Source organism: Pseudomonas sp. HS-18 (assembly GCF_020401845.1).
Classification (GTDB): domain Bacteria; phylum Pseudomonadota; class Gammaproteobacteria; order Pseudomonadales; family Pseudomonadaceae; genus Pseudomonas; species Pseudomonas nitroreducens.
The window spans coordinates 6,466,538-6,493,503 of record NZ_CP084413.1 but is presented as its reverse complement, the minus strand read 5'-3'; the positions used below and the strand labels follow the sequence as shown (position 1 = coordinate 6,493,503).

29 protein-coding genes are annotated in these 26,966 nt (G+C 62.0%); 26 read left to right on the top strand and 3 right to left on the bottom strand.

Annotation, left to right across the window (positions count from 1 at the left end):
* Positions 1 to 521 precede the first annotated feature (521 nt).
* The 21 genes from rpmH to LDJ84_RS30015 all read left to right on the top strand — a co-directional run bounded on the left by rpmH (position 522) and on the right by LDJ84_RS30015 (position 19,687).
* Positions 522 to 656, top strand: coding sequence for a 50S ribosomal protein L34 (rpmH, locus tag LDJ84_RS30115; RefSeq protein WP_003100258.1), 135 nt, complete (start codon positions 522 to 524; stop codon positions 654 to 656).
* Between the two features lie 14 nt (positions 657 to 670).
* A complete protein-coding gene (gene rnpA / locus LDJ84_RS30110) occupies positions 671 to 1,078 on the top strand; it encodes a ribonuclease P protein component (protein ID WP_226045696.1) in 408 nt (135 codons plus the stop codon).
* Positions 1,071 to 1,319, top strand: a complete 249-nt coding sequence (yidD, locus tag LDJ84_RS30105) for a membrane protein insertion efficiency factor YidD (protein WP_037007231.1) — start codon at positions 1,071 to 1,073, stop codon at positions 1,317 to 1,319. The genes rnpA and yidD overlap by 8 nt, the downstream gene beginning before the upstream one ends.
* A 2-nt stretch (positions 1,320 to 1,321) precedes the next feature.
* Positions 1,322 to 3,070, top strand: coding sequence for a membrane protein insertase YidC (gene yidC / locus LDJ84_RS30100; protein WP_196912923.1), 1,749 nt, complete (start codon positions 1,322 to 1,324; stop codon positions 3,068 to 3,070).
* 107 nt (positions 3,071 to 3,177) lie between these two features.
* Positions 3,178 to 4,545 carry a tRNA uridine-5-carboxymethylaminomethyl(34) synthesis GTPase MnmE gene (gene mnmE, locus LDJ84_RS30095; protein WP_196912924.1) on the top strand — a complete coding sequence of 456 codons (1,368 nt, stop codon included), beginning with the start codon at positions 3,178 to 3,180 and terminating at the stop codon, positions 4,543 to 4,545.
* 546 nt (positions 4,546 to 5,091) lie between these two features.
* Positions 5,092 to 6,984 (top strand): tRNA uridine-5-carboxymethylaminomethyl(34) synthesis enzyme MnmG, encoded by a 1,893-nt coding sequence (gene mnmG, locus LDJ84_RS30090; protein ID WP_084358491.1) that lies wholly within the window; start codon positions 5,092 to 5,094, stop codon positions 6,982 to 6,984.
* Complete coding sequence (rsmG, locus tag LDJ84_RS30085; RefSeq protein WP_024765006.1) at positions 6,984 to 7,634, top strand: 16S rRNA (guanine(527)-N(7))-methyltransferase RsmG; 651 nt, start codon at positions 6,984 to 6,986, stop codon at positions 7,632 to 7,634. Before mnmG ends, rsmG begins: the two co-directional genes overlap by 1 nt.
* Before the next feature lie 18 nt (positions 7,635 to 7,652).
* Complete coding sequence (locus LDJ84_RS30080; RefSeq protein WP_024765005.1) at positions 7,653 to 8,441, top strand: ParA family protein; 789 nt, start codon at positions 7,653 to 7,655, stop codon at positions 8,439 to 8,441.
* Between the two features lie 17 nt (positions 8,442 to 8,458).
* Positions 8,459 to 9,331, top strand: a complete 873-nt coding sequence (locus LDJ84_RS30075) for a ParB/RepB/Spo0J family partition protein (RefSeq protein WP_024765004.1) — start codon at positions 8,459 to 8,461, stop codon at positions 9,329 to 9,331.
* Between the two features lie 151 nt (positions 9,332 to 9,482).
* The gene (locus LDJ84_RS30070; protein ID WP_037010316.1) at positions 9,483 to 9,890 is read left to right on the top strand and encodes a F0F1 ATP synthase subunit I; all 408 of its coding nucleotides are present in this window, start codon (positions 9,483 to 9,485) and stop codon (positions 9,888 to 9,890) included.
* A 16-nt stretch (positions 9,891 to 9,906) separates the two neighbouring features.
* Positions 9,907 to 10,776 (top strand): F0F1 ATP synthase subunit A, encoded by an 870-nt coding sequence (gene atpB / locus LDJ84_RS30065; RefSeq protein WP_017518843.1) that lies wholly within the window; start codon positions 9,907 to 9,909, stop codon positions 10,774 to 10,776.
* 110 nt (positions 10,777 to 10,886) lie between these two features.
* Positions 10,887 to 11,144: a F0F1 ATP synthase subunit C gene (atpE, locus tag LDJ84_RS30060; RefSeq protein ID WP_003457994.1), complete on the top strand. Its 258-nt coding sequence runs from the start codon at positions 10,887 to 10,889 to the stop codon at positions 11,142 to 11,144.
* 52 nt (positions 11,145 to 11,196) lie between these two features.
* Positions 11,197 to 11,667: a F0F1 ATP synthase subunit B gene (locus LDJ84_RS30055; protein ID WP_017518842.1), complete on the top strand. Its 471-nt coding sequence runs from the start codon at positions 11,197 to 11,199 to the stop codon at positions 11,665 to 11,667.
* Positions 11,668 to 11,679: 12 nt separating this feature from the next.
* Positions 11,680 to 12,216: a F0F1 ATP synthase subunit delta gene (locus LDJ84_RS30050; protein WP_024765001.1), complete on the top strand. Its 537-nt coding sequence runs from the start codon at positions 11,680 to 11,682 to the stop codon at positions 12,214 to 12,216.
* A gap of 18 nt (positions 12,217 to 12,234) precedes the next feature.
* The gene (gene atpA, locus LDJ84_RS30045) at positions 12,235 to 13,779 is read left to right on the top strand and encodes a F0F1 ATP synthase subunit alpha (RefSeq protein WP_017518840.1); all 1,545 of its coding nucleotides are present in this window, start codon (positions 12,235 to 12,237) and stop codon (positions 13,777 to 13,779) included.
* A gap of 52 nt (positions 13,780 to 13,831) precedes the next feature.
* Complete coding sequence (gene atpG / locus LDJ84_RS30040; protein WP_017518839.1) at positions 13,832 to 14,692, top strand: F0F1 ATP synthase subunit gamma; 861 nt, start codon at positions 13,832 to 13,834, stop codon at positions 14,690 to 14,692.
* Between the two features lie 30 nt (positions 14,693 to 14,722).
* Complete coding sequence (gene atpD / locus LDJ84_RS30035; protein ID WP_017518838.1) at positions 14,723 to 16,099, top strand: F0F1 ATP synthase subunit beta; 1,377 nt, start codon at positions 14,723 to 14,725, stop codon at positions 16,097 to 16,099.
* Between the two features lie 181 nt (positions 16,100 to 16,280).
* Positions 16,281 to 16,706, top strand: coding sequence for a F0F1 ATP synthase subunit epsilon (locus LDJ84_RS30030; protein ID WP_017518837.1), 426 nt, complete (start codon positions 16,281 to 16,283; stop codon positions 16,704 to 16,706).
* 111 nt (positions 16,707 to 16,817) lie between these two features.
* Positions 16,818 to 18,185, top strand: coding sequence for a bifunctional UDP-N-acetylglucosamine diphosphorylase/glucosamine-1-phosphate N-acetyltransferase GlmU (glmU, locus tag LDJ84_RS30025; RefSeq protein ID WP_196912925.1), 1,368 nt, complete (start codon positions 16,818 to 16,820; stop codon positions 18,183 to 18,185).
* Between the two features lie 109 nt (positions 18,186 to 18,294).
* Entirely contained in the window at positions 18,295 to 18,882 is a 588-nt protein-coding gene (locus LDJ84_RS30020) for a MarC family protein (RefSeq protein WP_017518835.1), read from the top strand.
* 22 nt (positions 18,883 to 18,904) lie between these two features.
* Entirely contained in the window at positions 18,905 to 19,687 is a 783-nt protein-coding gene (locus LDJ84_RS30015; protein WP_037010323.1) for an N-acetylmuramoyl-L-alanine amidase, read from the top strand.
* On the opposite strand, the gene LDJ84_RS30010 is transcribed toward LDJ84_RS30015, so the two are convergent.
* Together LDJ84_RS30010 and algB are read right to left on the bottom strand one after the other, a co-directional pair.
* On the bottom strand, positions 19,684 to 21,471 hold the full coding sequence (locus tag LDJ84_RS30010; protein ID WP_226046625.1) for a KinB sensor domain-containing domain: 1,788 nt from the start codon (positions 21,469 to 21,471) through the stop codon (positions 19,684 to 19,686). The two genes, LDJ84_RS30015 and LDJ84_RS30010, sit on opposite strands and share 4 nt — an antisense overlap.
* A gap of 2 nt (positions 21,472 to 21,473) precedes the next feature.
* Positions 21,474 to 22,820, bottom strand: a complete 1,347-nt coding sequence (gene algB / locus LDJ84_RS30005) for a sigma-54-dependent response regulator transcription factor AlgB (protein WP_024764997.1) — start codon at positions 22,818 to 22,820, stop codon at positions 21,474 to 21,476.
* Between the two features lie 227 nt (positions 22,821 to 23,047).
* On the opposite strand from algB, the gene LDJ84_RS30000 reads away from it, so the two are divergent.
* The 5 genes from LDJ84_RS30000 to LDJ84_RS29980 all read left to right on the top strand — a co-directional run bounded on the left by LDJ84_RS30000 (position 23,048) and on the right by LDJ84_RS29980 (position 25,812).
* A complete protein-coding gene (locus LDJ84_RS30000; RefSeq protein ID WP_226045695.1) occupies positions 23,048 to 23,902 on the top strand; it encodes a BON domain-containing protein in 855 nt (284 codons plus the stop codon).
* 32 nt (positions 23,903 to 23,934) lie between these two features.
* Positions 23,935 to 24,369, top strand: coding sequence for a ferritin-like domain-containing protein (locus LDJ84_RS29995; RefSeq protein WP_226045694.1), 435 nt, complete (start codon positions 23,935 to 23,937; stop codon positions 24,367 to 24,369).
* A 278-nt stretch (positions 24,370 to 24,647) separates the two neighbouring features.
* Entirely contained in the window at positions 24,648 to 24,965 is a 318-nt protein-coding gene (locus LDJ84_RS29990) for a hypothetical protein (protein ID WP_170858188.1), read from the top strand.
* 174 nt (positions 24,966 to 25,139) lie between these two features.
* Positions 25,140 to 25,301 carry a DUF1328 domain-containing protein gene (locus LDJ84_RS29985; protein ID WP_017518828.1) on the top strand — a complete coding sequence of 54 codons (162 nt, stop codon included), beginning with the start codon at positions 25,140 to 25,142 and terminating at the stop codon, positions 25,299 to 25,301.
* Between the two features lie 40 nt (positions 25,302 to 25,341).
* The gene (locus LDJ84_RS29980; protein ID WP_226045693.1) at positions 25,342 to 25,812 is read left to right on the top strand and encodes an inhibitor of vertebrate lysozyme family protein; all 471 of its coding nucleotides are present in this window, start codon (positions 25,342 to 25,344) and stop codon (positions 25,810 to 25,812) included.
* 188 nt (positions 25,813 to 26,000) lie between these two features.
* Here the strand turns inward: LDJ84_RS29980 and LDJ84_RS29975 are convergent, their stop codons facing one another.
* Positions 26,001 to 26,660 carry a DUF3313 domain-containing protein gene (locus LDJ84_RS29975; RefSeq protein ID WP_024764992.1) on the bottom strand — a complete coding sequence of 220 codons (660 nt, stop codon included), beginning with the start codon at positions 26,658 to 26,660 and terminating at the stop codon, positions 26,001 to 26,003.
* Positions 26,661 to 26,966 lie beyond the last annotated feature (306 nt).

Genomic DNA, 26,966 nt, shown 5'->3' with positions numbered 1-26,966 from the left:
GGATATCCCCCAAAAGAAGTCGCAAAGCGAAACAGACCGCCATTGTATCCGCGCCAGACCAACTTATCCACAGTTAAGCGTGCCAGGACACAAGCAAAATCAAGGTGTTAATGATTTTACCGGTGGTCGGGTAATGGCGCCTTGAACCTTGTGGATAACAGCTTGATGGGGCAGGGGACGACGCAGGGGATCAATCTGTGGAAAAAACTTCTGTGGAAAAAACCGCATTCCATACCCAGCTTTCCAACCGGCCCCACACAACCCGCGCACGACTTCCCGACAGGGTTATCATTGGCTGTACCCCGCGCACCCTGTTCCCTTTGAGGAGTTATGCACAGGCAGATACCTGCATAAACATAATCATCGATTCAATCTTTAAAGAAAGAGATTTCCTTCCTTTCTATAGATTTTGTTTCCGATGCTGGTTGGAAATTGACCTGACCGCATGATTTCACTAGAATCGCCGGTCTCTTTAAACGGGGTCACTGCGACCTCATGTCGTCAAACCCAGGTACCGAATCATGAAACGTACTTTCCAACCCAGCACCCTCAAGCGCGCTCGCGTTCACGGCTTCCGCGCTCGCATGGCAACCAAGAACGGTCGTCAGGTTCTGTCGCGTCGTCGCGCCAAGGGCCGCAAGCGTCTGACCGTCTGATTTGTCCGACACAGGTGGTGAGTCAAGATTTCAGCCGGGAAAAACGTCTTCTGACAGCCCGGCAATTCACAGCAGTCTTCGACTCCCCCACCTCCAAGGTTCCCGGCAAGCACATTCTGCTGCTGGCGCGCGAAAACGGTCTCGATCATCCCCGCCTCGGCCTGGTGATCGGCAAAAAGAACGTCAAGCTCGCCGTCGAGCGTAACCGCCTTAAACGCCTTCTCCGCGATTCCTTCCGCCTCAACCAGCAGAAGCTGGCTGGTCTGGATATCGTGGTGATCGCGCGCAAAGGTCTTGGCGATCTGGAGAATCCGGAGCTGCACCAGCAGTTCGGCAAACTCTGGGAGCGCCTGTTGCGCAATCGGCCAAGTCCGGAACCCGCGACAGAATCTCCGGGAGTGGCCGACAGTTCCCATGCGTAGACTGGCGCTGTTACTGATCCAGTTTTACCGCTACGCCATCAGTCCCATGATGGGCAGGCACTGTCGTTTCTACCCCAGCTGTTCCTGCTACGCGCAGGAGGCCATTGAAATCCATGGCTTCCTGCGTGGTGGCTGGCTGGCCGCTCGTCGCCTAGGCCGCTGCCATCCCTGGCACCCCGGTGGCTACGACCCGGTACCGCCAGATCCTTCCAAGCCCGCCCCTTCCTCGACGGCCGAGTAACCATGGACATCAAACGTTCAATCCTATTCGTCGCCCTGGCAATCGTGTCCTACGCGCTGGTTCTCCAGTGGAACAAGGACTACGGCCAGCCCGAACTGCCGGCGCAGACCGCGACCTTCAATCAGACTGAAGGCCTGCCGGACACTTCCGTGCCTGCCGGCAACGCGGCCAACGCTGACGTACCCACCACGCAGAACGCCCAGGCCAGCCTGCCTAACGAGCAGAAGCCGGCAGCAGCCAGCGAACAGCTGATCCGCGTGAAGACTGATGTCCTGGACCTGACCATCGACCCGCGCGGCGGCGACGTGATCAAGCTTGGTCTGACCCAGTACCCGCTGCGCCAGGACCGCCCGGATGTGCCGTTCCCGCTGTTCGAGCGTGACAACCAGCGTACCTACCTGGCCCAGAGCGGCCTGACCGGTGCCAATGGTCCGGACGCCGCTGCCAGCGGGCGCCCGCTCTACGCTTCGGCTAAACCTGTCTACGAACTGGCGGACGGCCAGGACCAGATGGTCGTCGACCTGACTTATGCACAGGACGGCGTCAGCTACATCAAGCGCTTCACCTTCCACCGCGGCCTGAAAAGCGACTGCACCGAGAAAGAAAAGGCGCAGAAGAAGCTCGAGTGCATCAACCCCAATGCCTATCAGGTCGGCGTGAGCTACCTGATCGACAACCAGAGCGACAAACCGTGGAGCGCCTCGCTGTTCGCCCAGCTCAAGCGTGACGCCAGCGTCGACCCGTCCTCTACCACCGCGACCGGTGTGTCGACCTACCTCGGCGCCGCGGTCTGGACCCCTGAAAAGCCCTACGTAAAAGTGTCCATGAAGGACATGGACAAGGAGCAGTTCAAGGAAACCGTCCAGGGAGGCTGGGTAGCCTGGCTGCAGCACTACTTCGTCACCGCCTGGGTTCCCGCCAAGGGCGATACCCACAGCGTGATGACCCGCAAGGACGCTCAGGGCAACTACATCGTCGGCTACACCGGCCCCAACCTGACGGTTGCGCCGGGTGCCAAGGGCGAAACCAGCATGACCCTGTACGCCGGCCCCAAACTGCAGGCGTACCTGAAGGAACTGTCCCCGGGCCTGGAACTGACCGTCGACTACGGTCCGCTGTGGTTCATCGCCCAGCCGATCTTCTGGCTGCTGCAACATATCCACAACCTGGTGGGTAACTGGGGCTGGTCGATCATCTTCCTGACCATCGTCATCAAACTGGCCTTCTTCCCGCTGTCCGCCGCCAGCTACCGCTCCATGGCCCGCATGCGCGCCGTGTCGCCGAAACTGGCCGCCCTGAAGGAACAGCACGGCGACGATCGCCAGAAGATGTCCCAGGCGATGATGGAGCTGTACAAAAAAGAGAAGATCAATCCGCTGGGCGGCTGCCTGCCGATCCTGGTGCAGATGCCGGTCTTCCTCTCCCTGTACTGGGTACTGCTTGAAAGCGTCGAGATGCGCCAGGCTCCGTGGCTGGGCTGGATCGTCGACCTGTCGGTGAAGGATCCGTTCTTCATCCTGCCGATCATCATGGGCGCTACCATGCTGGTTCAGCAGATGCTCAACCCGACTCCGCCGGACCCCATGCAGGCCAAGGTCATGAAGCTGATGCCGATCATCTTCACCTTCTTCTTCCTGTGGTTCCCGGCTGGTCTGGTTCTGTACTGGGTTGTGAACAACTGCCTGTCCATCGCGCAGCAGTGGTACATTACCCGTCGGATCGAGGCTTCCGCGAAGAAGGCTCCCGCCTGATATCGCAGCCTCAAACCGATCGACAAGACGCCCCCTAGTGGGGCGTTTTGCTATGTGGATAACGTTGCTTTCCCGCGCGCCACGAACACAACCGCGAGACCGCCGACATGAATACAGCCCGTGAAACCATCGCCGCCGTTGCCACCGCTCAGGGCCGTGGCGGGGTGGGCATTGTCCGCGTCTCCGGTCCCCGTGCCCGCACCATGGCCATTACCCTGAGCGGGCGCGAGCCGCAGCCTCGCCATGCGCACTACGGGCCGTTCCATGCCGATGATGGCGACGTTATCGACGAAGGCCTGCTGCTCTTCTTCCCCGGCCCGAATTCCTTCACCGGCGAGGATGTGCTCGAACTGCAGGGCCACGGCGGCCCGGTGGTGATGGATATGCTGCTGCAACGTTGCCTGGAGCTGGGAGCGCGCCAGGCCCGTCCGGGTGAGTTCAGCGAACGCGCCTTCCTCAACGACAAGCTCGACCTGGCCCAGGCTGAAGCCATCGCCGACCTTATCGAGGCCAGCTCAGCCCAGGCTGCGCGCAATGCCGTGCGTTCACTGCAAGGAGAGTTCTCCCGCCGCGTGCACAGCCTGACCGATCAATTGATCGGCCTGCGCATGTATGTCGAGGCCGCCATCGACTTCCCGGAAGAGGAAATCGACTTCCTCGCCGATGGCCATGTGCTGTCGCAACTGGATGCGGTGCGCGCAGAGCTTGCCTCGGTATTGCGCGAGGCTGGCCAGGGCGCGCTGCTGCGCGATGGCATGACCGTAGTGATCGCCGGGCGTCCCAATGCCGGCAAATCGAGCCTGCTGAACGCCCTGGCCGGCCGCGAAGCCGCCATCGTCACCGATATCGCCGGCACCACCCGCGACGTGTTGCGCGAACATATCCACATCGACGGTATGCCGCTGCACATTATCGACACCGCCGGTCTGCGCAGCACTGATGATCATGTGGAAAAGATCGGCGTGGAACGCGCGCTGAAGGCAATCAGCGAAGCCGACCGCGTGCTTTTGGTAGTGGACTCCACCGCGCCGGAAGCCAGCGACCCCTTCGCCTTGTGGCCTGAGTTCCTGGACAGCCGACCCGATCCGGCGCACGTGACCCTAATCCGCAACAAGGCGGATTTATCCACAGAGTCAGTCGGGCTGCAGGAGAGCGCTGACGGTCACGTCACCATCGCCTTGTCCGCCCGCTCGGGGAATGGGCTGGACCTGTTGCGCGAGCACCTGAAGGCCTGCATGGGCTTCGAGCAAACAGCAGAGAGCAGCTTCAGCGCCCGCCGCCGGCACCTGGAGGCCTTGCGCCAGGCAGGAGATAGCCTCGAGCATGGCCGCGCACAGCTCACCCTGAGCGGCGCAGGTGAACTGCTGGCCGAGGACCTGCGCCAGGCCCAGCAGGCACTTGGCGAGATTACCGGCGCCTTCACGCCGGACGACCTTTTAGGCCGAATCTTCTCCAGCTTCTGCATCGGCAAGTAATCCACAACCCAGCCTTTCCCCACCGGTGACGGAGCCATTCCGTCACCGCGCATCCTGCCGTCCCCGTTTTCCCTCTGGAACATCTATCCACAGCCATGAATACAGCTGAAGCCTAGTGATGCGTGGCTTTCAGAGAATAAAAGGATCCTTCCACAGGCATTCGTGAACCCTGTGGAAAAGTACCGTACAGATTAGTAGACAACCCCTGCACCATCCTGTGGGTAAATCCACCTGTTGATAACATGCTACTTCATCCACAGGCTGAACACGGGAGATCCCCTGCAACCTGACAGCATCGACACAGGGTTGTTATCGGCTGAAACCTTTATGGTTCAAGGCCTGCATCGGCTTATCCACAGAAAACCGCTTCACCATACATAAACACAAGCTCTAAAAAGATTTAAAAAAGTTCCTCTCTTTTATTTTCTATAGCGTCGAACAAAACCGATTGGCTATTTTTTGTTCAGCGCCTTCAATCGAAAGCCCTTAACCCCTATACTGTCCGGCTCTCTTCTTTCTCCTTGATCAACAGGCACGAGGTGCGTGGTGGATTTCCCTTCCCGTTTTGACGTGATCGTGATCGGCGGCGGCCATGCCGGCACAGAGGCCGCATTAGCGGCTGCACGCATGGGCGTGAAGACGCTGCTGCTCACCCACAATGTGGAAACCCTCGGCCAGATGAGCTGCAACCCCGCCATCGGTGGGATCGGCAAGAGCCATCTGGTCAAGGAAATCGATGCCCTGGGCGGCGCCATGGCGCTGGCCACCGATAAAGGCGGCATCCAGTTCCGCGTCCTGAACAGCCGCAAGGGCCCGGCCGTACGCGCTACGCGTGCACAGGCAGACCGCATCCTCTACAAGGCAGCGGTGCGGGAAATCCTCGAGAACCAGCCCAACCTCTGGATATTCCAGCAGTCCTGCGATGACCTGATCGTCGAGCAGGATCAGGTGCGCGGCGTGGTGACCCAGATGGGTCTGAAATTCCATGCGGATAACGTCGTGCTTACCGCCGGCACCTTCCTCGGCGGACTTATCCACATCGGTCTGCAGAATTACTCCGGCGGCCGCGCAGGCGATCCGCCCTCCATCGCCCTGGCCAAGCGCCTTCGCGAGCTGCCGCTGCGTGTCGGTCGCCTGAAGACCGGGACGCCTCCGCGCATCGATGGTCGCAGCGTCGATTTCAGCGTGATGACCGAACAACCGGGCGATACCCCGATTCCCGTGATGTCCTTCCTCGGTTCCAGGGAAATGCATCCGCGCCAGGTCAGTTGCTGGATCACCCACACCAACTCGCGGACCCACGAGATCATCGCGTCCAACCTCGATCGCTCGCCCATGTACTCCGGTGTGATCGAAGGTGTCGGTCCGCGTTACTGCCCGTCGATCGAAGACAAGATCCATCGCTTCGCCGACAAGGACAGCCATCAGGTTTTCCTCGAACCCGAGGGCCTGACCACGCACGAGCTGTATCCGAACGGCATCTCCACGTCGCTGCCCTTCGATGTGCAGCTGGATATCGTCCGGTCGATCCGCGGCATGGAGAACGCGCATATCGTTCGCCCGGGCTACGCCATCGAGTACGACTACTTCGACCCGCGTGACCTCAAGTACAGCCTGGAAACCAAGGTGATCGACGGCCTGTTCTTTGCTGGCCAGATCAATGGCACCACTGGCTACGAAGAAGCCGGCGCCCAGGGCCTGCTCGCCGGCACCAACGCCGCACTGCGTTCGCAAGGCCGCGACAGCTGGTGCCCGCGTCGTGACGAGGCCTACATCGGCGTACTGGTCGACGACCTGATCACCCTCGGTACCCAGGAGCCGTACCGCATGTTCACCTCGCGCGCCGAATACCGGCTGATCCTGCGCGAGGACAATGCCGATCTGCGCCTGACCGAAAAGGGCCGCGAGCTGGGTCTCATCGACGACGAGCGCTGGGCTGTATTCGAAGCCAAGCGCGAAGGTATCGAGCGTGAAGAACAGCGGCTGAAGAGCACCTGGGTTCGCCCCAACACTGCGCAGGGCGATGCCATCGCCGATCGCTTCGGCACTCCGCTGGCTCACGAATACAACCTGCTCAACCTGCTGGCCCGTCCGGAAATCGACTACGCAAGCCTGGCCGAAGTGACCGGCGCTGGCGCAGAAGACCCGCAGGTCGCCGAACAGGTGGAGATCCGCACCAAGTACGCCGGCTATATCGATCGCCAGCAGGAAGAGATCGCTCGCCTGCGTGCCAGCGAGGACACCCGCCTGCCTGTGGATATCGACTACCAGTCCATTTCCGGGCTGTCGAAGGAGATTCAGCTCAAGCTGGGTAATGCCCGACCGGAAACCCTCGGTCAGGCCGGCCGCATCCCGGGCGTGACACCGGCGGCGATTTCCCTGTTGCTGATCCATCTGAAGAAACGCTCGTCCGGTCGTCAGCTGGAGCAGAGCGCCTGATGTCCGTGGTCACTGCCCGTCACGCCGACGAACTCGCGCGTGGCATCCAGACGCTCGGCCTGGATATCGACGCCGCTGCCCAGCAACGACTGCTGGACTACCTGGCCCTGCTGGCCAAGTGGAACAAGGCCTACAACCTCACCGCCGTGCGCGATGTGGATGAAATGGTCTCGCGCCACCTGCTCGACAGTCTGAGCATCGTCGCGCAATTCGAAGCCGCCGGCGGTGAGCGCTGGCTGGATGTCGGCAGCGGTGGAGGCATGCCTGGTATCCCGCTGGCCATACTGTTCCCCGCAAAGTCCCTGACCCTGCTGGACAGCAACGGCAAGAAGACCCGCTTCCTGACCCAGGTGAGGCTGGAGCTCAAGCTCGACAACCTGCAGGTTATCCACAGCCGTGTGGAAGCCTTCCAGCCCGAGCAGCCGTTCGACGGGATCGTCTCGCGGGCTTTCAGCAGCCTCGAAGACTTCACGAACTGGACGCGTCACCTGGGTGACACTCGAACCAACTGGCTGGCCATGAAAGGCGTGCACCCCAGCGACGAGCTCGCGGCACTCCCGGAAGATTTCCGGGTCGAAGCCGAACACGCTCTGGCGGTGCCGGGTTGCCAAGGCCAGCGCCATCTGCTGATACTGCGCCGCACTGCATGACGGGGAGTGGGGAAAACCATGGCTAAGGTATTCGCGATCGCCAACCAGAAGGGCGGCGTCGGCAAGACCACGACCTGTATCAACCTCGCGGCATCGCTGGTCGCCACCAAGCGACGCGTGCTGCTGATCGACCTCGATCCACAGGGCAATGCCACCACCGGCAGCGGTGTGGATAAGTTGTCCCTGGACCATTCCATCTACGACGTGCTCACCGGCGAATGCGACCTGGCCCAGGCCATGCAGTTCTCCGAGCACGGCGGTTACCAGCTGCTGCCCGCCAACCGCGACCTCACCGCGGCGGAAGTGGTGCTGCTGGAAATGGATATGAAGGAGCATCGTCTGCGCCACGCGCTGGCGCCGATCCGCGAGAACTACGACTTCATCCTCATCGACTGCCCGCCGTCGCTGTCGATGCTGACGGTCAACGCCCTGTCCGCCTCGGACGGCGTGATCATCCCCATGCAGTGCGAGTACTACGCACTGGAAGGGCTGACCGACCTGATGAACAGCATCCAGCGCATCGCCGAGCGCCTGAATCCGGCGCTGAAGATCGAAGGCCTCCTGCGCACCATGTACGACCCGCGCATCAGCCTGACCAACGACGTCAGCGCGCAGTTGCAGGAACACTTCGGCGACAAGCTCTACACCACCGTGATCCCGCGCAACGTGCGACTCGCTGAAGCCCCCAGCTTCGGCATGCCGGCGCTGGTCTACGACAAGCAATCGCGCGGTGCCCTCGCCTACCTGGCGCTGGCCGGCGAGCTGGTGCGCCGTCAGCGCGCCGCTCGCACCACCGCACCCGCCTAAGAGATTAAGGAACCCGCATGGCCGCCAAGAAACGAGGTCTCGGACGCGGGCTGGACGCCCTGCTCAGTGGCTCCAGCGCCGCTACGCTGCAGGAAGAAGCCGTTCAGGTGGACAGCAAGGAGCTGCAACACCTGCCGCTGGACCTGATCCAGCGCGGCAAGTACCAGCCCCGCCGCGACATGGACCCACAGGCCCTCGAGGAACTCGCCCAGTCGATCAAGGCCCAGGGTGTGATGCAGCCGATCGTGGTGCGCCCCATTGGCAACGGTCGCTACGAGATCATCGCTGGCGAGCGCCGCTGGCGCGCCACCCAGCAGGCCGGCCTGGACAAGATCCCGGCGATGGTCCGCGAAGTGCCCGACGAAGCTGCCATCGCCATGGCACTGATCGAGAACATCCAGCGCGAAGACCTCAATCCCATCGAGGAAGCGGCTGCCCTGCAGCGCCTGCAGCAGGAATTCCAGCTGACCCAGCAACAGGTCGCCGACGCCGTGGGCAAATCCCGCGTCACCGTGGCCAATCTGTTGCGGCTGATCGCTCTGCCGGAGGAGATCAAGACCCTGCTCTCCCATGGCGACCTGGAAATGGGCCATGCCCGCGCCTTGCTCGGACTGCCGGAGAATCGGCAGGTTGAGGGTGCGCGACATGTTGTCGCACGCGGTTTCACTGTGCGTCAGACCGAAGCACTAGTGCGCCAGTGGCTCAATACATCCGAGGAACCTGTCAAAACGGTCAGGACCGACCCGGACATCAGCCGCCTCGAACAGCGCCTGGCCGAGCGCCTGGGCGCTCCCGTGCAGATTCGCCATGGCCAGAAGGGCAAGGGCCAGTTGGTGATCCGCTACAACTCCCTCGACGAGCTGCAGGGTGTGCTCGCCCACATACGCTGATACGAAAGGCTATGTAGGGGGTCGTCGGAAATCACTACCTGACGGTTGAACGGGTATGCGGCGCCCCCTATACTCTGCGCGCAATTTTGTCGGCACAAAGTATGCCAAGTTGTTGATTTGTGAAGCCGACGCCAGAGGACTGTGAGCTCAGATGGAACCCCGCAAGCCCAATCGTTTGCCCTTCCATCGTCAACCGGCGTTTCGCCTGTTGCTCGTCCAACTGGTGGTGCTGCTTATCGGTGCAGCAACCCTGTGGTTTGCCCGGGGATCGGTCGCAGGTTATTCCGGATTGCTCGGAGGCCTGATTGCGTGGTTGCCGAATCTGTACTTTGCTCGCAAGGCGTTCCGTTATAGCGGCGCGCGTTCTGCCCAGCTGATAGTCCGGTCCTTTTATGCCGGTGAGGCGGGAAAACTGATTCTGACGGCAGTGCTCTTCGCACTGACGTTCGCAGGTGTGAAGCCGCTGGCGCCCCTGGCGCTGTTCGGCCTCTACCTGCTGACCCTCGCGGTCAGCTGGTTTGCACCCCTGCTGATGCGAAACACATTTACAAGACCTTAGAGCGATTGAGGCAAACATGGCAGCAGAAAGCGCTTCGGGTTACATCCAGCACCACTTGCAGAACCTGACCCTGGGTCGTCTGCCGGATGGTTCCTGGGGGTTCGCCCACACCGCCGAACAAGCCAAGGAAATGGGCTTCTGGGCATTCCACGTTGATACCCTGGGCTGGTCCGTATTCCTCGGCCTGGTGTTCATCCTGATCTTCCGCATGGCAGCCAAGAAGGCCACCAGCGGTCAACCTGGCGGCCTGCAGAACTTCGTCGAAGTTCTCGTGGAGTTCGTCGACGGCAGCGTGAAGGACACCTTCCACGGCCGTAATCCGCTCATCGCACCGCTGGCGTTGACCGTGTTCGTCTGGATCTTCCTGATGAACCTGATCGACCTGGTGCCCGTGGACTTCCTGCCGCTGGCGGCTCAGGCGGTCACCGGCAACGAGCACCTGTTCTTCCGCGCCGTGGCCACTACCGACCCGAATGCTACCTTCGGCATGTCGATCGCCGTGTTCGCGCTGATCATCTTCTACAGCATCAAGGTCAAGGGCATCGGCGGCTTCCTCGGCGAGCTGACCCTGCACCCGTTCCACAGCAGCAACATGGTGGTTCAGATCATCCTGATCCCCGTGAACTTCCTGCTGGAGTTCGTGACCCTGATCGCCAAGCCCGTATCCCTGGCACTGCGTCTGTTCGGCAACATGTACGCCGGCGAGCTGATCTTCATCCTGATCGCCGTGATGTTCGGTTCCGGCATCCTCTGGCTGGGCGGCATGGGCGTGGTGCTGAACTGGGCGTGGGCCGTGTTCCACATCCTGATCATCACCCTGCAGGCCTTCATCTTCATGATGCTGACCATCGTCTACCTGTCGATGGCCCACGAAGACAGCCACTGATCCAAAGATTCTATGCGCCCATTCCCTCGCGGGAGTGGGCGTAAGAAGAGCTTCACCACCTTAACTTGCTTCAACCTTTAACCAACACGACAAAAAAGTCGGGAGGAAAAATGGAAACTGTAGTTGGACTCACTGCTATCGCCGTTGCACTGCTGATCGGTCTGGGCGCTCTGGGTACCGCCATCGGCTTCGGCCTGCTGGGCGGCAAGTTCCTGGAAGGCGCTGCTCGTCAGCCGGAAATGGTTCCGATGCTGCAGGTCAAAATGTTCATCGTCGCCGGCCTGCTCGACGCCGTGACCATGATCGGTGTTGGTATCGCTCTGTTCTTCACCTTCGCTAACCCGTTCATTGCTCAGGTTGCCCAGTAATTTCCGCAACGCGGAAATCTGTGACTGAACAACGAACGAGCGAGGTATTGGCGTGAACATTAATGCAACTCTGATCGGCCAGGCCATCGCGTTCGCCATCTTCGTCCTGTTCTGCATGAAGTTCGTGTGGCCTCCGGTCATTGCGGCTCTGCACGAGCGTCAGAAGAAGATCGCCGACGGCCTGGACGCTGCCAACCGCGCGGCTCGTGACCTGGAACTGGCCCACGAGAAAGCGGGTCAGCAACTGCGCGAAGCCAAGGCTCAGGCAGCCGAAATCATCGAGCAGGCGAAGAAGAGCGCTAACCAGATCGTTGACGAAGCCCGTGATCAGGCCCGTGCCGAAGGTGATCGCATGATCGCCCAGGCCAAAGCCCAGATCGAACAGGAACTCAACAGCGTCAAAGACGCCCTGCGTGCCCAAGTGGGTGCCCTGGCTGTCTCCGGCGCCGAGAAGATCCTGGGTGCTTCGATCGATGCCAACGCGCAAAAGCAGCTGGTTGATCAACTGGCCGCCGAGATCTAAGCAGAGGGCGATATGGCAGAACTGACCACATTGGCTCGTCCTTACGCGAAGGCGGCTTTCGAGTACGCCCAGGCTCATCAGCAATTGGCCGATTGGTCTGCTGCTCTGGGTGTGCTGGCTGCAGTGTCGCAGGACGACACCGTGCGCCAGCTGCTCAAGGAGCCTCAGCTGACCGCAGCCGCCAAGGCTGACGCGCTGATCGACGTGTGTGGCGACAAGCTCAATGCTCCGGCCCAGAACTTCGTCCGGACTGTGGCTGAAAACAAGCGGCTCGACCTGCTGCCGACCATCTTCGTGATGTTCGAGCAACTCAAGGCCGAGCAGGAAAAATTGGTCGAGGTCGAGGTCACCAGTGCCTTCGCCCTGGACCAGCAACAGCAGGACAAACTCGCCAAGGCTCTCAGCGCCCGGCTCAGTCGCGAAGTGCGACTTCATGCGTCGGAAGACGCGAGCCTGATCGGCGGCGTGGTTATTCGCGCCGGCGACTTGGTAATCGATGGCTCGGTGCGCGGCAAAATCGCGAAACTGGCCGAAGCGTTGAAATCTTGAGTTTGAAGGGGCAGCGGCATGCAGCAACTCAATCCTTCCGAAATTAGTGAAATCATCAAGGGGCGCATCGAGAAACTCGACGTCGCCTCGCAAGCGCGCAACGAAGGCACCATCGTCAGTGTTTCCGATGGCATCGTGCGCATCTTCGGTCTGGCCGACGTCATGTACGGCGAGATGATCGAATTCCCGGGCGGCGTCTACGGTATGGCGCTGAACCTGGAGCAAGACTCCGTCGGTGCTGTGGTACTGGGTGAATACCAGGACCTCAAAGAAGGCATGAACGCCAAGTGCACCGGCCGCATCCTGGAAGTCCCGGTTGGTCCGGAACTGCTGGGTCGCGTTGTCGACGCCCTGGGTAACCCGATCGATGGCAAAGGCCCGATCGATGCCAAACTGACCGACGCTGTCGAGAAAGTGGCACCGGGCGTGATCTGGCGTAAGTCGGTAGACCAGCCGGTTCAGACCGGTTACAAGTCGGTCGACGCCATGATCCCGGTTGGCCGTGGCCAGCGCGAGCTGATCATCGGTGACCGTCAGATCGGTAAAACCGCTCTGGCCATCGACGCCATCATCAACCAGAAGAACAGCGGCATCCGCTGCGTCTACGTTGCCATCGGTCAGAAGCAATCGACCATCGCCAACGTCGTTCGCAAGCTGGAAGAAAACGGCGCCCTGGCCAACACCATCGTGGTGGTTGCCAGCGCTTCCGAATCCGCCGCTCTGCAATACCTGGCTCCGTACTCCGGCTGCACCATGGGCGAGTACTTCCGTGACCGCGGCGAAGACGCTCTGATCGTTTATGACGATCTGTCCAAGCAAGCTGTTGCCTACCGCCAGATCTCCCTGCTGCTGCGCCGTCCGCCGGGCCGCGAAGCTTACCCGGGTGACGTGTTCTATCTCCACAGCCGTCTGCTGGAGCGCGCTTCCCGCGTTTCCGAAGAGTACGTAGAGAAGTTCACCAACGGCGAAGTGAAAGGCAAGACCGGTTCCCTGACCGCCCTGCCGATCATCGAGACCCAGGCCGGCGACGTTTCCGCGTTCGTTCCGACCAACGTGATCTCGATCACCGACGGCCAGATCTTCCTGGAATCCGCCATGTTCAACTCGGGTATCCGTCCGGCCGTCAACGCCGGTATCTCGGTATCCCGTGTCGGTGGCGCGGCCCAGACCAAGATCATCAAGAAGCTCTCCGGTGGCATTCGTACCGCCCTGGCCCAGTACCGTGAACTGGCGGCCTTCGCCCAGTTCGCCTCGGACCTGGACGACGCGACCCGCAAGCAGCTGGAACATGGTCAGCGCGTTACCGAGCTGATGAAGCAGAAGCAGTACGCGCCGATGTCCATCGCCGAGATGTCGCTGTCCCTGTATGCCGCCGAGCGTGGCTTCCTGCAGGACGTCGAGATCGCCAAGGTGGGCGCCTTCGAACAAGCACTGATCGCCTACTTCCAACGTGAGAACGCCGCTCTGCTGGCGAAGATCAACGAGAAGGGTGACTTCAACGACGAAATCGACGCAGGCATCAAGGCCGGCATCGAGAAGTTCAAGGCCACCCAAACCTGGTAAGCCGCAGCGGGGGTCGGTGACGGCCCCCGCCTGCTAAACCGATAGGTGTGAAATGGCAGGCGCAAAAGAGATTCGCAGCAAGATTGCGAGCATCAAAAGCACGCAAAAAATCACCAATGCCATGGAAAAGGTGGCGGTGAGCAAGATGCGCAAGGCACAAATGCGCATGGCGGCCGGCCGTCCCTACGCGGAGCGCATTCGCCAGGTGATCGGCCATCTGGCCAACGCCAACCCGGAATACCGTCACCCGTTCATGGTCGAGCGTGAAGTAAAACGCGTCGGCTACATCGTGGTGAGCTCCGACCGTGGCCTGGCTGGCGGCCTGAACATCAACCTGTTCAAGGCGCTCGTCAAGGACATGAGCGGGCAGCGCGATCGTGGCGCGGAGATTGATCTCTGCGTGATCGGCTCCAAGGGTGCATCCTTCTTCAAGAGCTATGGCGGCAACGTGGTTGCAGCTATCAGCCACCTGGGCGAAGAGCCGTCGATCAACGATCTGATCGGCAGCGTCAAGGTCATGCTGGATGCCTACCTGGAAGGTCGTATCGATCGCCTGTACGTGGTTTCCAACAAGTTCGTCAACACCATGACCCAGAAGCCGACCGTGGAACAGCTGATTCCGCTGGTGGCCGAGGACAATGCCGAGCTGAAGCACCACTGGGACTACCTCTACGAACCCGACGCCAAGGCCCTCCTCGACGGCCTGCTGGTGCGCTACGTGGAATCCCAGGTGTACCAGGCCGTGGTTGAGAACAACGCCTGTGAGCAGGCGGCCCGGATGATTGCAATGAAGAACGCTACCGACAACGCCGGTGATCTGATCAGTGGTCTGCAACTGATCTACAACAAGGCGCGTCAGGCGGCGATCACCCAGGAAATCTCGGAAATCGTCGGCGGCGCTGCCGCGGTGTAAGAACAGGTTCAAAATTCAGAGGAACCAGACATGAGTAGCGGACGTATCGTTCAAATCATCGGCGCCGTGATCGACGTGGAATTCCCGCGCGATGCCGTGCCGAGCATCTACGAGGCCCTGAAGGTTCAGGGCGTCGAAACCACTCTGGAAGTTCAGCAGCAGCTGGGCGACGGCGTGGTTCGTTCCATTGCGATGGGTTCCACCGAAGGCCTCAAGCGTGGCCTGAACGTGGAAAGCACCGGCGCAGCCATCTCCGTCCCGGTCGGCACCAAGACCCTGGGCCGTATCATGGACGTGCTGGGCAACCCGATCGACGAAGCGGGCCCGATCGGCGAAGAAGAGCGCTGGGGTATTCACCGCGACGCTCCGTCCTACGCTGACCAGGCTGGCGGCAACGACCTGCTGGAAACCGGCATCAAGGTAATCGACCTGGTCTGCCCGTTCGCCAAGGGCGGTAAAGTCGGTCTGTTCGGTGGTGCCGGTGTCGGCAAGACCGTCAACATGATGGAACTGATCCGTAACATCGCCATGGAGCACAGCGGTTACTCTGTGTTCGCAGGTGTGGGCGAGCGTACTCGTGAGGGTAACGACTTCTACCACGAGATGAAGGATTCCGGCGTACTGGACAAGGTAGCCCTGGTTTACGGCCAGATGAACGAGCCGCCGGGCAACCGTCTGCGCGTTGCGCTGACCGGCCTGACCATGGCCGAGAAGTTCCGTGACGAAGGCCGTGACGTACTGCTGTTCATCGACAACATCTACCGTTACACCCTCGCCGGTACCGAAGTATCCGCACTGCTGGGCCGTATGCCTTCCGCAGTAGGTTACCAGCCGACCCTGGCCGAAGAGATGGGCGTTCTGCAAGAGCGCATCACCTCCACCAAGAAAGGCTCGATCACCTCGATCCAGGCCGTCTACGTTCCCGCGGATGACCTGACCGACCCGAGCCCGGCGACCACCTTCGCCCACTTGGACGCCACCGTCGTACTGTCCCGTGACATCGCCTCCCTGGGTATCTACCCGGCCGTGGATCCGCTGGACTCGACTTCCCGTCAGCTGGACCCGCTGGTCATCGGCCAGGATCACTACGACACCGCTCGTGGCGTGCAGTACGTTCTGCAGCGCTACAAGGAGCTGAAGGACATCATCGCGATCCTCGGCATGGACGAACTGTCCGAAGCCGACAAGCTGCTGGTGGCCCGTGCTCGTAAGATCCAGCGCTTCCTGTCCCAGCCGTTCTTCGTGGCTGAAGTATTCACCGGCTCGCCGGGCAAATACGTCTCCCTGAAGGACACCATCGCTGGCTTCAAAGGCATCCTCAACGGCGACTACGATCACCTGCCCGAGCAGGCGTTCTACATGGTCGGCGGCATCGAAGAAGCCATCGAGAAAGCGAAGAAGCTGTAATCCGTGCGCCCGGCAACGGGCGCCCAGGCCGTCGAGGAGCGTTGCGAGCGACGGTCAGGCAAGGCGGAATTGATCGAAGAAGCGCAGTTTACGTTGGTAAACGAGCATTCTGAGATCGATTCCAACGCCGCCTGGCCTAGCGCAGTAGCGCATCGACAGCCTAATTACGTGAGGCAAGGGTATGGCTATTACAGTCCACTGCGACATCGTCAGCGCCGAAGCGGAGATCTTCTCCGGTCTGGTCGAGCTGGTCGTAGCGCACGGCTCCCTGGGCGATCTGGGTATCGCTCCGGGCCACGCGCCGCTGATCACCGAGCTCAAGCCGGGTCCGATCCGCCTGGTGAAGCAGGGTGGCGAGCAGGAGGTGTACTACATCTCCGGCGGCTTCCTCGAAGTACAGCCGAACATGGTCAAGGTTCTCGCCGACACCGTGATTCGCGCAGGCGACCTCGACGAAGCGGCTGCCCAGACCGCACTGAAGGAAGCTGAGAAGGCTCTGCAAGGTAAAGGTGCAGAGTTCGACTACAGCTCCGCCGCAGCCCGCCTGGCCGAAGCCGCAGCGCAACTGCGCACGGTCCAGCAGGTTCGCAAGAAGTACGGCGGCTAAGCCGCGAAGTCCTCAGGGACTTCAGCGTCAAATGGGAAAAGGGTAGCCTTGGCTACCCTTTTTCTTTTTCCACTCGCGGATAATCCCGCTCACCAGGACGGTCTCCCACCCATGTCTCTCGAAATCGTCATTCTTGCTGCCGGCCAGGGCACCCGCATGCGCTCGGCACTGCCGAAAGTCCTGCATCCGGTCGCTGGCAAACCGATGCTTGCCCACGTGATCGATACCGCCCGAGGCCTTGGCCCGTCGCGCATCCATGTGGTGATTGGCCATGGCGCCGACCTGGTGCGTGAGCGCCTGCAGGCGGATGACCTGAATTTCGTTATCCAGGAACAGCAGCTGGGTACCGGCCATGCTGTGGCGCAGGCAGCCCCGTTCCTGAGTGCAGACAATGTGCTGATCCTCTACGGCGATGTGCCGCTGATCGAGCAACCGACCCTGGAACGCCTGATGGCCCAGGCCACGCCGGAACAGCTGGCACTGCTGACGGTCGAGCTGGACGATCCGACTGGCTACGGCCGCATCATCCGCGGCGCCGATGGCGAGGTTCGGGCGATCGTCGAGCAGAAGGACGCTACCCCCGAGCAGCGTGCCATCCGCGAAGGCAACACCGGCATCCTCGCTGCGCCCCGTGAGCGCTTGCTGGGCTGGTTGTCGCGGTTGTCCAACTCCAACGCCCAGGGCGAGTACTACCTCACCGACGTCATCGCCATGGCGGTGGGGGACGGCCTGCGCGTGGCCACTGCCCAGCCGCAGGTGGCGATGGAAACCCAGGGCGCCAATGACCGCCTGCAGCTTTCCGAGCTGGAGCGCTTCTTCCAGCAGCGCGTGGCGCGCCGCCTGATGGCTCAAGGCGTGACCCTGATCGACCCGGCGCGTTTCGACGTTCGTGGCGAAGTCAGCGTCGGCCGCGACGTCAGCATCGACATCAACGTGATTCTCGAGGGTCAGGTGGAGATCGAGGATGACGTGCAGATCGGCCCGAACTGCTACATCAAGGACAGCACGCTGCGTCGCGGTGCGATCATCAAGGCCAATTCGCACCTGGAAGGCGCCCATGTCGGCCCCGACAGCGATGTCGGCCCGTTTGCCCGCCTGCGTCCGGGCAGCGTGCTGGAGCGCAAGGTGCATGTGGGTAACTTCGTCGAGCTGAAGAATGCACACCTGCAGGATGGCGTGAAGGTCGGCCACCTGACCTACCTGGGTGACAGCGAAGTCGGTGCGCGCTCCAACATCGGTGCCGGCACCATCACCTGCAACTACGATGGCGCCAACAAGTGGCGTACCACTATCGGCGAAGACGTTTTCATCGGCTCCAACAATTCGCTGGTGGCGCCTGTGGATATCGGCACCGGGGCCACGACTGGCGCGGGTTCCACCATTACCGCCGAAGTCCCGGCCGGCACCCTGGGCGTCGGTCGCGTCAAGCAGCGGGTGATCGAAGGCTGGAAGCGCCCGGAAAAGATCAAGAAATCCTGATTCACAACGCATCGCCCTGTGGGTAAGTCGTTATCCACAGGGCGATTTTTTCTGTTATTCACAAAGCCTTGCTGTGCAGTGGCTCGTTCTTGCTGGAGTTTTCCCGGTCATGCTCGGCGTCGCCATCCTGATCTTTCTGATCACCGATCCATTCGGCAATATCGCGGTGTTCCTCGCCGCCCTCAAATCCGTACCGGCTGAACGCCGTCTGAAGGTAGCGTTGCGTGAACTGCTCTTCGCGCTGGGTCTGCTGCTGCTGTTCCTCACCCTGGGCGAGCACATCCTCACCGGACTCGGCTTGTCCAAGGAAGCCACCGGTATCGCTGGCGGCATAATCCTGTTCGTGGTCGCCATGCGCCTGATCTTCCCCACGCCCCAGGGCGTGCTGGGCGACATGCCGGACAACGAGCCGCTGTTCGTGCCGCTGGCTACCCCGGCGGTGGCGGGGCCGTCAGCGCTGGCGATGCTGATCACCCTGCGCAGCACCTACACTGGTCCCTTGTGGGAGCTGTATCTGGCGGTGATCCTGGCCTGGGCCGCGACCGCCTTCATCCTGATGCAGGCGGCATTCCTCCAGCGCTTCCTCGGCCCGCGCGGGCTGATGGCGGTGGAGCGTCTGGCCGGCATGCTGCTGATCATGCTCAGCGTCAACATGCTCCTGCAGAACGTGCGCAGCTTCCTGCACATCGCCGCCTGATGCTGTCCCCTTGAGAACTGCCATGACCCTGCGTGTCCTGACCTTCGTGCTTCTCACCACACTGCTCGCCGGCTGTGCCGACAAGGGGCTGCAGATCGATCGCGAGCACGTGTCGAAGAACCAGGACAGCCGCATCCAGTACGTCATCGTCCACTACACCTCGGCCGACCTGCCGCGTTCGCTGGCGCTGTTGACCCACGGCGAGGTGAGTGCGCACTACCTGATCGGCGACAACCCGGCGACCATCTACCAGTTGGTGGACGAAAACCGTCGCGCCTGGCACGCCGGCGCCAGCGAATGGCAGGGCCGGACCTGGCTGAATTCCACGTCCATCGGCATCGAACTGGTGAACCCCGGCTACCGCGACACCCCCAGCGGCAAGATCTGGTATCCCTATCCGGATGCTCAGATCGACGCATTGATCGCCTTGCTCAAGGACATCACCAAGCGCCAGGGCATCACCCCGGAACACATCCTCGGGCACAGCGACATCGCCCCGCAGCGCAAGGTCGACCCGGGCCCGCTGTTTCCCTGGAAGAAGCTGGCCGACGCGGGCCTGATTCCCTGGCCGAAGCCGGGCGAGCTGTCGCGCCGGCTGGCCGAGCTGAATGGGCAATTGCCGGCACCGGTCTGGTTCCAGCAGCAGCTGGCACGCCACGGTTACGCGGTGCCGCTCGGTGGTGTGATGGATGAGGAAACCCGCAATGTGATCGCGGCGTTCCAGATGCGTTTCCGCCCGGCGCGCTTCGACGGCGAACCGGATCTGGAAACCGCCGCGCTGCTGCTGGCCGTACCGACGTCTTAAACCGGCAACAGCAGGTAGAAGCGCGAGCCCTTGCCCTGTTGCGAGCGCAGGGCAATGCGTCCACCGTGCAATTGCACGATTTCCCGGCACAGGGCCAGGCCGAGTCCGACGCCGCCTTTCTTGCGACCCACCTGCACGAAAGGCTCGAAGATACGTCCCTGCTGGCTGAGCGGTATGCCGTCGCCGCTATCTTCCACGGCAATCGCCACGCGCTCGTCCTGGCAACGCGCCTGCAGGCGGATAGTGCCGCCCTCGGGAGTGTGGCGCAGGGCATTGCCGATCAGGTTGTCCAGCACCCGTTCGATCTGCGTGCGGTCGATGTTGATGGGCGGCAGTCCCTCGGCGATCTCCAGGTCCAACTCGATGTGCTTCTCCGCTGCGGGCCCGATGAAGCGGTGGTTCGCCTGACGAAGCAGGTCGGCAACGTCGCAGGGCTGCAACTCCAGCTTCTGAGTGCCGCTCTGGTAGCGGGAGAAGTTCAGCAGATCGTTGATCAGCCGCACCAGACGATGCATTTCCTCGTCCACCGTACGCACCAGGTCTCGCTCGCGGGATTCCGCGGGGAATTTCAGGCGCTCGGCGAGCAGGCCGAAGGCCATGTGCATGCCGGTCATGGGGGTGCGCAGTTCGTGTGAGGCTCGCAGTACGAAGTCGTTGCGCACGCGCTCGAAGGCGCGCTGCTCGGTGACATCGCGCACCACCATCACCGCGCCGATGTTGCGGCCGTCGTCATGGCTGACCGGCGAAATGCCCCAGGTCAGCAGCCGGCTTTCGCCACTCACTTCCACCACCAGGTCCTGCGGGGTCTCCTCCAGAAGGTTGCCACTTAGCACGCGCTGCACTGCCTGGGTCAGCGCCGGGTTGTTCAGCATCGTGCCGAGGTCCTGGCCCTGGGGATCGCCATGGGAGAACAACTGGCGCGTGGCGACCGGATTGGCGTGCTCGATGCGGCCATGCCGATCAAGGATCACCAGGCCGTCATCGATGCTGTCCAGCACTGCCAGCAGGCGCTTGCGCCCTGAGCCCAGGGCTTCGGTGTTGCTCGCCCGATAGAGGCGCAGCGCTTCGGCCATCAGGCCGAAGCGGCGGCTCAGGGAAGACATCTCGGCGACGCCGGAGACCGGCAAGGTCACGTCGAAATCCCCCTGGCCTATCTTGTCCGCCGCCTTGGCCAGCGTCTCGATCGGGGCGCCGAAGCGCCGGGCGATGCTATGGGCGGTGATAAAGCCGACGACCAGGATGGCGATGCCGATCAGCCCGAGCAGGCCGCTGATCAGCAAGGTTCGGTCACGGGCCGAGCGTTCGTCGTTGCTGATGTTTTCCATCGCCACCTGGTGCAGCGCCAGCAAACGGTTGCGCAAGACGTCCAGGGTGCGGCTGAGGTCGCTGTCTTCCAGCAGTTCCGGGCGCCCCGGTCCAGGCGTATCGGTCGCCTCGACGAACAGTCGGTGGGCGTCGGCGATCTCCGTCATGGCCTGGCGTTCGCCGCTGTTGCGCGCGAGCGCGCGGCCACGCTCGAGCGCCTGGGAGAAATGCGTGCGGGCCAGTTCCAGATGTTCAGCGCTCGGTCGCGCGCTGAGAACCTGCACCAGTTCGTCGCCCAGCGCCTGGCGCAGGCGCTGACTGACCTCGATGGCTTCGAAGTTGCGCTGGATCAGCTGGGCCTGCTGACGGCCGGTCAGCACCACGCTGAACAGGCCCAGCAGCAGGCCCAGCAGGGCTACCGTGATGAGTGCGGAGATGCTGAGAAACAGCCTCGTGCGCAGCGTCATCGGGATAGGCAGGTTCACAGGCTGTACTGCTTGCGCTTGCGATAGAGGGTGGAAGCGTCGATCCCCAGAGTCTTGGCCGCCTGGTCAAGGGTAGCGCTGGAGGCCATCACGGCGGCGATGTGGGCTTTCTCCAGTTCCTCCAGGCTCATTGCCTCGCCGATGCGCGGCGCGGAGTTGGAAGTCTGTTCCCCGATGGCGAGCTGTTCCACGCCAATGAGATCAAGATTGCAGATGATGCTCGCCCGTTCAATTACGTTGCGCAGCTCTCGCACGTTCCCCGGCCAGGCGTAGCGGCGCAGCAGCGCGCGGGCCTCGTCGGTGAAGCCGCGGGCAGGGCGGCCGTAGTCCTTCACGAAGCGCGCCAGGAAGCGTTCGGCCAGGCCGATGATGTCCTCGGCGCGTTCGCGCAGCGGCGGCAGGTTCAGCACGATGACGTTCAGACGGTAGAGCAGGTCTTCGCGGAACGCGCCCTGGGCGACCATGCCGGCCAGATCCCGGTTGGTGGCGGCGAGGATGCGCACATCGGCGTTGCGGGTCACCGGGTCACCGACGCGCTCATACTCCTTGTCCTGGATGAATCGCAGTAACTTGGGCTGCAAAGTGAGGGGAAAATCGCCGATCTCGTCGAGGAACAGCGTGCCGCCATCTGCTTGGCTGATGCGCCCCAGGGTGTTTTCGGTGGCGCCGGTGAAGGCACCGCGGCTGTGGCCGAACAGCTCGCTTTCCATCAGTTCGGCGGTCAGGGAAGGGCAGTTGATCGTTACGCAGGATTTCTTCGCGCGCTTGCTCCAGTTGTGGATCGCCCGCGCCAATTCGCCCTTGCCCGAGCCGGACTCGCCGAGGATGAGAATATTGGCGTCGGTGGCGGCGACCTGGCGGGCGGTTTCCAGCACAGCGGCCATGGCCGGGCTGTGGGATTCCAGCACGTCGCCCTGTTTGCGCATCTCTCCTTCCAGCGCCTCGATGCGCGCGGTGAGCTGGCGCACTTCCAGTTGCTTGGCGGCGGCCAGGCGCAACTGGTCGGGGCTGCAGGGTTTCACCAGGTAGTCGGCGGCGCCGGCCTGCATGGCGTCCACGGCGGTGTCCACAGCCGAATGCGCGGTGACTATCACCACCCGCATCCAGGGCGCCTGCACCCGCATCTGCGCCAGAACGTCCAGGCCGTTGTCATCGCCCAGACGCAGGTCGAGGAAGCAAAGATCGAATACCTGACGTTGCAGCAGGTTCTCGGCCTGCTGTGCGCTGCTGGCGGTCGCCACGCTATAGCCTTCGTCCTCCAGGCAATAGCGGAACGAGCGCAGGATGGCGGACTCGTCATCGACCAGAAGGATGCGGCCCTGCTGTTCAGGCGTTGCGTCCATTCAGCGTTTTCCTCGTATGAATCGTTGTTGTTAAGTGTGGGATTTTGCTTAGTCCAGGGATTTTCGTGCAAGTTGCAAGAATCTTTCGCTCCCCTCGGGCAGGGTGCACAGTCAGGGGGGCTGTATGAATTACTCAACACATTGAATTAAAAGATTTTTATTCTAATAAGCGCACTGGCATGGGGCTTGCGAATCCAATAGCGAAACATCGTTGGACGGAGACCGCCATGCCTAACCCGAAGATCCTTGCCCTGGCCCTGGGTTCCGCGCTGCTCGCCCTGCAGCCTCTCGCCAGCCACGCTGCCGAAGCCGGAATCGCCGCGCAGTTGGCCGAAGCCCGCCAGGAGGGCTCGATCTGGACGGCCATCAATCTCAATCGCGAACTCAAGCCTTACGCCATCAAGGTGGACGTCGAGAACGGACGCGCACAACTGACCGGCGCTGTCGCCAGTGAGGAGCAGAAGGCACTGGCCGGGCAGATTGCCGGCAGTGTCGAAGGTATCAGCGCTGTGGATAACCAACTGGCCGTCGATGCCTCCCTGGCGGATGCGCAGAAAGGCGATGCCGCCAAGGACGATGGCGTTGTGCAGCGCTGGGACGACGCGACTCTCGCTGCCAAGGTGAAATCCAAGCTGTTGCTGGAAAAACGTGCCGATGGCCTGGATATCAAGGTCACCAGTCGCTCTGGCGCCGTCACGCTGGAGGGCACGGCTGCCAGCGAGGACGCCAGCCAGCAGGCTGCTCATCTCGCCGCGCAGACCGAAGGCGTCACCTCTGTGGATAACCGCCTCAAGGTCGACCCGGATGCCGCGTCGACGCAGAAGCTGGAGAAATCCGTCGGCGACGCCCAGGCGGCTGTCAGCGATGCCTGGATAACCAGCCAGATCAAGGCCGGCATCCTCTCAGCCCACGCGCTGGATGGCCTGTCCATCGGTGTGTCCACCCGCGATGGCGTGGTGACCCTCAGTGGCCAGGTACCGAGCGCTGACGAGCGCCAGCAATTGATCGATTCCGCGCGCAAGACCCGCGGTGTGCGTGAGGTGGATGCCACCGCGCTGAAGGTGGCCGGCCAGGCCGCCTAACGCTTCCACCCTTCCTTGCAGGAGTAACTCCCATGTCCCGCATGACCAGTCAGCTCAACGAACTTATCGAGATCACCCGCGACGGCCAGCGCTTCTACCAGCACGCCATCCAGGAAGTGAAGGACGCGCGTCTGCAGAGGCTGTTCCAGTCCATGGCGCAGGCCAAGACCGACGTGATCAATGCTCTCGCCGGCAAGGTTGCCGCCAACCATGAGGAGCCCGCCGCCGGCGGCACCCTGTTGGGCAAGCTGCGCCAGGTCTACGCCGACACCCGTGCCACCCTGGCGAGCGACGAAGGCGCCACCTACGTCGCCCAGTTGGAGGAAACCGAGGATCGCATCCTCCATGCCTTCGAGGACGCCATGCAGAAAGGCACGCCGGAAACCCAGGCGTTGCTGCGTGCCGAACTGCCCAAGGTGCGGGCCTGCCATGACCAGATGAGCCAGCTCAAGCACTCGCTGAAGTGACGTGGTTCACAGGGCGCAGGGACGCGCCCTGGAAGCGGGGTTGCAAAACGCACGACCAATCCTCCCCCATCGTGCAGGATGCAGCTCAAAGGGACCTTAGTACGAGATTCAAGTTATTGATTTATAAGGTAAAAATAGAAAATTCAAGACTGGCACGCGGCGTGCAATTTCTCTGATAAGCCAGTCAACAAACCACCCGCGGCGGCGAGAGCGAAAAGTCCGATAGAAAACGGACCGAAGCTCGAACAAGAAGACCGGAGGCGGGCAGGAGAAACGGGATGAACAGCGCAATGAACAGCCAGGTGCACGTCGCACGAATCGATGTCTGGAGCCGGATCTTCTTCGCCGGTGCCCTTGTGCTGCTGCTGATCAATCAGGTGCAGCTGCAGATGCAGGTCTCCCGCACTCAGGCCGCCAGCGTTACGGCCGCTTACGTGCCGACCACCTCCAGCACGCCTGGCCTGTACCGCGAAGCTTCGCGTTATCCACAGACCGCGCCGGCTCGCAACCAGCCCCAGGTGCTGCCTGCCCCGCAGGCACAGACCCAGGCGCAGGTGCAGCCGATGGCGCGACCGCAGGGCGGCTGGGTGTTCTGACCGAATTCATGAATCGCCGGCGGGCCGAGGGCCTGCCCGATACGTCCGCAGTGCCCGGAAGCGCCCGGGCGGACAAAGCCTTCCGGAGGCTGCCTTGCGAATACTCCGCGGGCTTTCACTGGAGCAGGCACCTGGAGTGGGTGCCGAACCGACAACGAGAAGAGGAGAGACCCCATGCTTAGCTGGGCACTGACATTCCTGATCATCGCCATCATCGCCGCAGTCCTCGGCTTCGGTGGTATCGCAGGCGCAGCCACCAGTATCGCCAAGATCCTGTTCGTGATTTTCCTGGTGCTGTTCATCGTGTCGTTCTTCATGGGTCGTCGTCGAGGTTGATGCCCACGGACCAGGCTGAAGACGAGCAAGGAGCTTACCGATGAGTTTTACCCGCAGCCTCCTGCTGTCCCTTCTGCTTGCCGGCGCCGGGGCGAATGCCCTGGCCGCCGAGGCGGACAAGGACGCGCAGTACCGCCTCAACGAGCTGATCGCCACCGACGAGCAGTACCGTGAAACCTGGCAATCGGTAGTCAAGGAGGAGAGCCGCCTGCCGGACTGGGTGATGAACCTCAGCGGCACCGCCACGCCGATGCAGGCGGTGGACGAGCAGGGCGACAAGTATCTGGTGGGTCAGCTGTGCGAGCAGCACAACTGCGCCGCCGAACGGTTGTACGTGGCCTTCACCTGGGACAAGGACAAGGCCTACGCGCTGTATGTGAAGGTTCCCGAGAACCTGCCGGCGGACAAGTCGCCGAGCAAGCACGCCAGTTTCCGCTGGCTCGGCGAGCCGGACGATTCGGTGAAACGGATCCTCGACGACCAGCTCAAGAGCGATCCCAACTGGTATTGATGCACCGATTTCGAATACCGCGTCGCCATTACGGCGTACGCATGGCCAGGGGGCCGGGACGTTCGGGATGCGCCATGTCTTGAGCGACCTAGGGGTACAGGGAGTACCTCCGCGTCAGCGGGCTGGGTCAGGCAAGGCGTACGGAACCGGGGCGACGCGCTCGCACCGGTTCCGGAGCGCCACACAGGTCAGGGCTTGAAGTTGGCCGCGTCGCGCGCCCAGCCATCGAGCACCGGCTTCAGGTCGTCGAGGGTGAGGTGAGTGCTGGAGTTCTCCAGCGTCTTGCCTGCACCCTTGCGCACCACCTTGGCGACCGGCTTGCTGGTCGCGCCATCCAATGCCTCGAATTCCACGAAAACCTCGGTGTCCTGGTCACGTGTGCCGATGGCGGTCGATGTTGCCGCTACCACCAGAGCGATCGGGATGACTTCATAGGCGTGCAGGCCTTCGTTCGATACGTCCACACCGCTGATCGCGGTGCGCAGCACCAGCGTGTCGCGGTCAGCCTGCTGGACGATGCGGTAGCGGCTGCCCAACTGCAGTTCGACCTGCTTCTTCAGGTAGTCGGGAATTTCGTTGAGGGTTGTCTGATCGAGGTTTTCGTTCGGCTTGGGCGGCGGGTAGTAGACCGGCCGCTCGACCAGCACCGAGCTGTAGTTCGCGAGCTTCAGGTTCGGGTCGACCCAGCGCAGCACCGGCTGGCCACTGGGCGAAGTGGCGGGCTTGAGTTGCGAGTAGTCGCCGAGGAAGCCCGAGTACTGCGAGGCGTCCGGTTTCTGGCTGGAACAACCGGCCAGCGCGAGTGCACCGGCAAAAAGCAGGGTAGGTACTACAGAGCGTCGCGTCATGGAGCGTCCTTATTCAGAGTGTCACCGCGTTGTGTTTTCATCACATCGAACAACCCATTGCTTACCCGGCTGTCGCGGCGGCAGGGTATCCGCGCCCTTGCTCGAAACCGCTCGAACTTCACTGATGTCGGTCAATCCGCACTCCGAAGGATCCGTCCTACAATGCCTCGCCGATCCCCGTCGGCCGAATCGACGGCCCTCCGGCATCCCAATAATGAAGAGCGGAATCCGACACTTATCCACAGTGCCTGCTTTCCCGCCAGCCTCGCAGTCGAAGGGCCCTTTTCCTCGCCCTCGGCCATCCAT